Here is a 5,701-nt window from a genome sequence, read left to right as displayed (position 1 = left end):
CCCTCACCCCCGCGTGGGTCGCGAAGGCCGCGACGGCAGGCGACGCCGACGCGCGGGAGATCTACGACCGCGCCGGTCGCGCCCTCGGCGTGGCAGTGGCGGCCGTGCTCACGTCAGTCGACCCGGAGCGGGTGCTCATCGGCGGTGGCGTGGGCCAGGCCGGTGAGCTGCTGCTCGCCCCCTTGCGCGACGAGGCATTGAAGCGCGCACGCATGATCGCCCCCGCCGTGACCCCCATCGTCGAGGCCGCCCTGGGCGAGCAGGCGGGCATCATCGGGGCCGCCGCCCTCGCCCTCGAGTCGATGGGGGCGCTCACGCCGGCGCTGTGGTCTTGCGAACCTGTACCGCACAGGTCTTGAACTCGGGAATCTTCGACACCGGATCGAGGGCGCGCAGGGTGAGCAGGTTGGCCGACCGCTCATCGGCCCAGTGGTAGGGTATGAAGACCGTGTCTGCACGAATGGTGGCCACCACGGCCGCCCGCAGGATGACCCTGCCGCGTCGGCTCTCCACCTCGACCCAGTCGCGGTTGCGCACGCCGAGCCGCTCCGCCAGCGTGGGGTGGATCTCGACCAGGGGCTCCGGGTACTGATCGAGCAGCCCTCCGATGCGGCGCGTCTGGGTTCCGCTGAGATACTGGCTCACCACGCGTCCGGTCGTGAGCACGATGGGGAAGTCGTCATCGACCTCTTCGGCGGGGGGCTTCCAGCGCACTGCATTGAAGTGCGCCTTCCCGTCAGGCGTGGGGAACCGCAGATCCTCGAAGAGGCGCGGCGTGCCCGGATGATCGAGCGTCGGACAGGGCCAGAACACCCCGTCGTTCTTCTCGATCTTCTCGTAGGTGATACCGTGGTAGTCGGCCGTGCCACCGTGTGACGCAACGCGCAGCTCGTTGAAGATCTCCTCGACGCGCGTGTAGGCGAAGTGCTCTCCCCGGCCCAGCCGACGCGCCAGGTCGAGCAGTATCTCCCAGTCGACGCGCGCCTCTCCCGGCGGGTCGACGGCCTTGCGGATGCGGATGACGCGCCCCTCGGCGCTGGTCGAGGTTCCCTCGTCCTCCTCGTGCAGCGATCCCGGGAGAACGATGTCGGCGTGACGCGCGGTCTCGCTCAGGAAGAAGTCGATGATCGTGTAGTGCTCGAGGCGATTGAACGCCTCCTTGGTGAAGGTGCTGTCCGGCAGCGACACCACGGGATTGAAGCAGAGCGACAGCAGCCCCTTGATCTCACCCGCATGCATGGCGTTCACGATCTCCTGCGCGCTCAGGCCCTTGCGAGGCAGCGCTTCCTCGGCGATCTTCCACACCTCTGCGATGTAGCGACGATGCTCCATGTTCTCGATGTCGCGGTTGCCGGGCAGCTGATCGCACTTGTGCCCGTGCTCGCGGCCGCCCTGTCCGTTCCCCTGTCCGGTGATGGTCGCGTACCCGCACCCTGGGCGACCGATGCGACCGGTCGCGAGCACCAGGTTGATGCACGAGAGCACGTTGTCGACGCCCTGGGCGTGGTGCTCGATGCCGCGCGCGTGCAGCAGGAAGCTCGTCTTCGCCGGCCCCCAGAGCTCGGCGGCGCGCACGATGAGCGCAGGATCGACGCCGCTCAGACGCCCCGCGTGCTCGGGGGTGTACTCGGCCACCGCGGCCTCCACATCGGCAAAGCCGGAGGTGTGCTGATCGATGAAGGCCCGATCGACCCATCCGCGGGCGATGACCACGTGCAGGATGCCGTTCATGAGCGCGGTGTCGCCGCCCGGACGCACGGGCAGGTGCAGATCGGCGGTGCGCGCCAGGGGGGTCACGCGCGGGTCGACCATGATGAGCTTCGCCCCGCGGTCGCGGGCGCGCCAGATGTAGTCGGTGGTGATGGGGGCGCACTCCGCGACGTTCGCCCCGGTCACGATGATCACGTCGGCCAGCGGGATGTCGGCCCACGAGTTGGCGGCGCGGTCGAGTCCGAACGCCTTCTTGTTGCCCGCGCCCGCGCTCACCATGCACAGACGCCCGTTATAGTCGAGGTTGGCGGTCTGCAGCGCCACCCGAGCGAACTTGCCCACGAGATATGACTTCTCGTTGGTCAGCGATACGCCGCTCAGCATGGCGAAGGCGTCGCGCCCGTAGGTCTTCTGGATTCGGCGGATCTCATCGACGGTGCGCGAGAGCGCCTCGTCCCAGCTCACCTGCGCAAACCCCGCGTCAGTGCGTCGCAGCGGGTGCAGGAGCCGATCCGGGTGCCCGTTCTGCATGTAGCGCTTGACGCCCTTCGGGCAGAGCTTTCCCCGATTGAACGGGAAGTCTTCACGGGGCTCGAAGCCGACGACCTGGTTGTTCTTCACCTTCAGGTGAATGCCGCACTGCTGGCCGCAGAAGCAGCAGTGCGTGGTCACGAGCCGGTCCGGCTCGCCCGCGTAGGGCCAGCCACCGGGAGGGGTATGCTGCGGGTGTGGGCCGAACTGCGCGATGAGCTGCTCGACCGTTTGCGGGGGAACCGACATGGCTGTGCCTCCGAAGGTTACAGAAATCCAGGGCCACCGATGGCCGCGCGCTGATGCGACGCAAGCGCCCGACGCTTGCAGCCCGGGCAGACATCGAGATGATGGCGCCCGTCAGACAGGCGCTGATCGAACCCAAGTGCATCGAGCACCTGCTTGAGATCGTCGACGTGCATCTGCGAGGTGTACGCCTCGCCGCACGAAGCGCATCGGGCCTGCGGACCCGCCGCGCCCTCGCGCTTGTAGAAGTCGAGCCCCAGCTGGGCCGGGCGCTGGAAGATGTGGAAGAACTTCCCGAAGGGCAGGTAGAGCAGGGTGAGGATGACCGAGAACGCGTGCAGCAGCGCGATGAAGCTGTACGAATGCCCCTCCATGAACATGCTGCTCGCGGTGAGCATGAGGCCCGTCACGCATACCGAGAACAGCAGGATCAGCGGCATGTAGTCGTTCGCGAACTGCTGCACCGCCGCCGCGCCCGGATCGTGCGCGCGGCGACGCATGGCGATGGCGAATCCGATGAGGATGGCGACAGCGCAGAAGTCGAGCACGTGAAAGGTGATCCAGCCGAGCGGTGACGTGGCGTCGAACCTGCCGACATCGAACCCGAACACGTGCGCGTGATACGTCACCGGACTGACGAGGTCCGGCTCGAAGTGAACCCACCCGAACACCAGCGGAAACGTCACGGCGCACGCCACGATGCACCCCCACGACATGAGGAAGTGGGCCGCCCACCGCGAGAAGCTGCGGCGCTCGATGAAGAACTGGGCGACGACGTTGCGCCAGAGCAGCACGACCAGACGCACCACATTGCCAAGCAGACGTTCAGGGCGCGCGAACAGGGTCCATCCGCGTCGCCAGTAGATGCGCGTCGACGGCTTCTCGAGCCAGACCGAATAGCGGTAGACGAGGCCGAAGCAGGCCAGCACCGTGGCGCTCGTGTAGGCGATGAGCGCCACGTCGAAGCGTGCCAGACGCCCCGATCCGAGGTAGATCGCGAGCAGCAGCGCCAGCATGGCGCTGAATCCGCGCCGCAGCGCCGCGTGATCGAGACGAGACCACAGCGCGCTCACTTCGGCGACACCGCAAGCGTCTCGTGCTCGTGTCGCAGGAACACGAGCCAGTTCACGATGAGACACGTGAAACAGAAGACCGACAGGAGCACGAAGCCGAGGGCATAGCTGCCGGTGTGGGTCTTGATGAGCCCCAACGTGAGGGGCGGGAAGAATCCGCCGAGTCCACCCATGGCGCCCACGAGACCGGTGACCGTCCCGGTGTCCTTCGGGAAGTGCTGCGGAACGAGCTTGAAGACCGCCCCGTTGCCCAGGCCGATGAACGCAGCCACCCCGAGGGCGCCGACGGTGAAGGGCACGATGTGCTCGACCGTGATGCCGAGCGCCAGCAGCCCGGCCGCCGCGAACACCACGGCCAGCACGCGCGCGCCCCCGAAGCGGTCGCTGAGCGCCCCTCCGATGGGGCGCATCACGGTGGCCACCACCACGAAGCCCGCCACGCGCATCCCGGCGTCAGCCGGCGTCAGCGCGAAGATCTCGGCCAGCAGCTTGGGAAGTCCGATGGAGAGCGCCACGAAGCCGCCGAAGGTGACGAAGTAGAACAGGGAGAGCACCCAGGCCAGGGGATTTCGCCCGAGCACCGACAGCATCTCGGAGAGGCGCTTCGGTGGGGTGCGCGCGGGTGCGTCCTTGGCCAGGGCGAGGAACGCAAGGGCGTACACGAACGTGACAGCCGCGAAGATGCGATAGGTGCTCTCCCAGCCGAAGCGCGAGGCGAGCATCGGCACCGTGAACAGCGCGATGCTCTGCCCGATGTTGCCGGCACCGTATACGCCCAGAGCGAAGCCCTGCTTCTCGGGCGGGAACCACCGCGATGTGAAGGCCACCCCCACCGAGAACGATGCGCCGGCGACGCCCACGAAGAGGGCGCACACCACCATGGCTTCATAGGTCCTGGCAAAGCTCAGGGCCAGCGCGGCCGCGGCGGCCCCCATGAGCACGATGGTGAACACGAGGCGGCCGCCGAAGCGATCGGCGGCCATCCCGGCAGGCAGCCGGCCGAGCGCGCCCAGCAGCACCGGCACGGCGATGAGCAGCCAGGTCTGCGTCTCGCTGAGGTGCAGCTGGCCCTGGAACATCTTGGCCAGGGGCGAGATCATTCCCCAGACCGCAAACGATATGGCGAAGGCCAGCGTCGAGAGCGCCAGCGCCTTCCGCGCGTCTTGTTCGATCATGTCGACTCCTCCCCGCGATCGACGTCAAGAAGCTCCTTCAAGAGCCACAGGTTGACCGCGAAACATGCGCCAGACGCCACGAACGTCGGCACGGCATAGCCGGTGCGCGCCGCCAGGTAGGATTCGAGCGCGATGGTGATCAGCCAGAGCTGGACGAGAAAGACCACGAGAACGACGAGGAGAACGGCCTGCATTGACTGCCCGCGGTGATCGCGACGCCGGTTCGTGGTATCGATCTGGCTCATGTGGCCTCCATCCCCTCGGCGAAGATCTCGCCGTTCTCGACCCGCAGGGAGATGCGAGGGAGTCCGCGAGGGGGCGGTCCCTTGAGCACCCGGCCGGTGAGGGCGTCGAACGCACCGTCGTGACACGGGCACTCGAGCCGCCGCCGTTCAGCGGCGTACAGAACCGGACACGAGAGATGGGTGCAGCGCTGGGTGTAGGCCACGAAGATCGACGCGTCGAGGCGGATGAGCAATGCGGGATCGTTTTCGGTGGGGTAGCGGAAGGTCTTCGCCTGCCCGACCGGAACGTCATCGACAGCCGCGATGCGCTTCACGGTGGCCGCCTGCTGCCTCTGTCGGCGCGACAGGTAGACGAAGGCCCCGTTGCCCAGGAACGTGGCACCGCTCGTCAAGATCAAGAACTTGGTGAACTCCCGCCGGGTGGTGTAGCTGTCGGCCTTCCAGTCTGTGGGAAAATCCTTCTGCCACTGCTGCTCAGTCACGCGCAGATGCCTCCTCGCGCAGAATCACGCCGGTGATCTCGATGCGCTGCGTGGCGCTCGGCATCACCATCGCCACCTTCGTCTTCACGCTCTGGCTGCCGAAGCGCCAGTCGCGAACCGGCTCCCCCCCCCGACGGGCCTTCCACGCATCGATAGGCCCATAGTACAGCGCCTCCGACGGACACACCGTGGCGCACATAGGGCGACGCCCCACCGAGGTGCGGTCGTAGCACATGTCG

7 protein-coding genes are annotated in these 5,701 nt (G+C 67.3%); 1 reads left to right on the top strand and 6 read right to left on the bottom strand.

The features are described 5' to 3' along the window. The coding region (locus EB084_18340; protein ID NDD30220.1) for an ROK family protein at positions 1-359 on the top strand (359 nt) is incomplete at its 5' end. Here EB084_18340 and EB084_18335 read toward each other — a convergent pair. The 6 genes from EB084_18335 to EB084_18310 form a co-directional block, all read right to left on the bottom strand. Then, positions 313-2,490: a nitrite reductase gene (locus tag EB084_18335; GenBank protein NDD30219.1), complete on the bottom strand. Its 2,178-nt coding sequence runs from the start codon at positions 2,488-2,490 to the stop codon at positions 313-315. The genes EB084_18340 and EB084_18335 overlap by 47 nt on opposite strands. Before the next feature lie 17 nt (positions 2,491-2,507). Next, on the bottom strand, positions 2,508-3,560 hold the full coding sequence (locus EB084_18330) for an MFS transporter (protein ID NDD30218.1): 1,053 nt from the start codon (positions 3,558-3,560) through the stop codon (positions 2,508-2,510). Then, positions 3,557-4,735: a NarK/NasA family nitrate transporter gene (locus tag EB084_18325; GenBank protein NDD30217.1), complete on the bottom strand. Its 1,179-nt coding sequence runs from the start codon at positions 4,733-4,735 to the stop codon at positions 3,557-3,559. The genes EB084_18330 and EB084_18325 overlap by 4 nt, the downstream gene beginning before the upstream one ends. After that, positions 4,732-4,980, bottom strand: a complete 249-nt coding sequence (locus tag EB084_18320; protein ID NDD30216.1) for a hypothetical protein — start codon at positions 4,978-4,980, stop codon at positions 4,732-4,734. The genes EB084_18325 and EB084_18320 overlap by 4 nt, the downstream gene beginning before the upstream one ends. Then, on the bottom strand, positions 4,977-5,468 hold the full coding sequence (locus EB084_18315) for a Rieske (2Fe-2S) protein (GenBank protein ID NDD30215.1): 492 nt from the start codon (positions 5,466-5,468) through the stop codon (positions 4,977-4,979). Before EB084_18315 ends, EB084_18320 begins: the two co-directional genes overlap by 4 nt. Further along, positions 5,455-5,701 (bottom strand): 4Fe-4S ferredoxin (locus EB084_18310; GenBank protein ID NDD30214.1); only part of this gene is annotated, 247 nt, incomplete at its 5' end. The genes EB084_18315 and EB084_18310, both read right to left, overlap by 14 nt.

The organism is Pseudomonadota bacterium (assembly GCA_010028905.1).
In the GTDB taxonomy this organism is placed as follows: Bacteria; Vulcanimicrobiota; Xenobia; order RGZZ01; family RGZZ01; genus RGZZ01.
The sequence above is the reverse complement of the archived record's forward strand: the minus strand, read 5'-3'. Positions and strand labels throughout refer to the sequence as shown.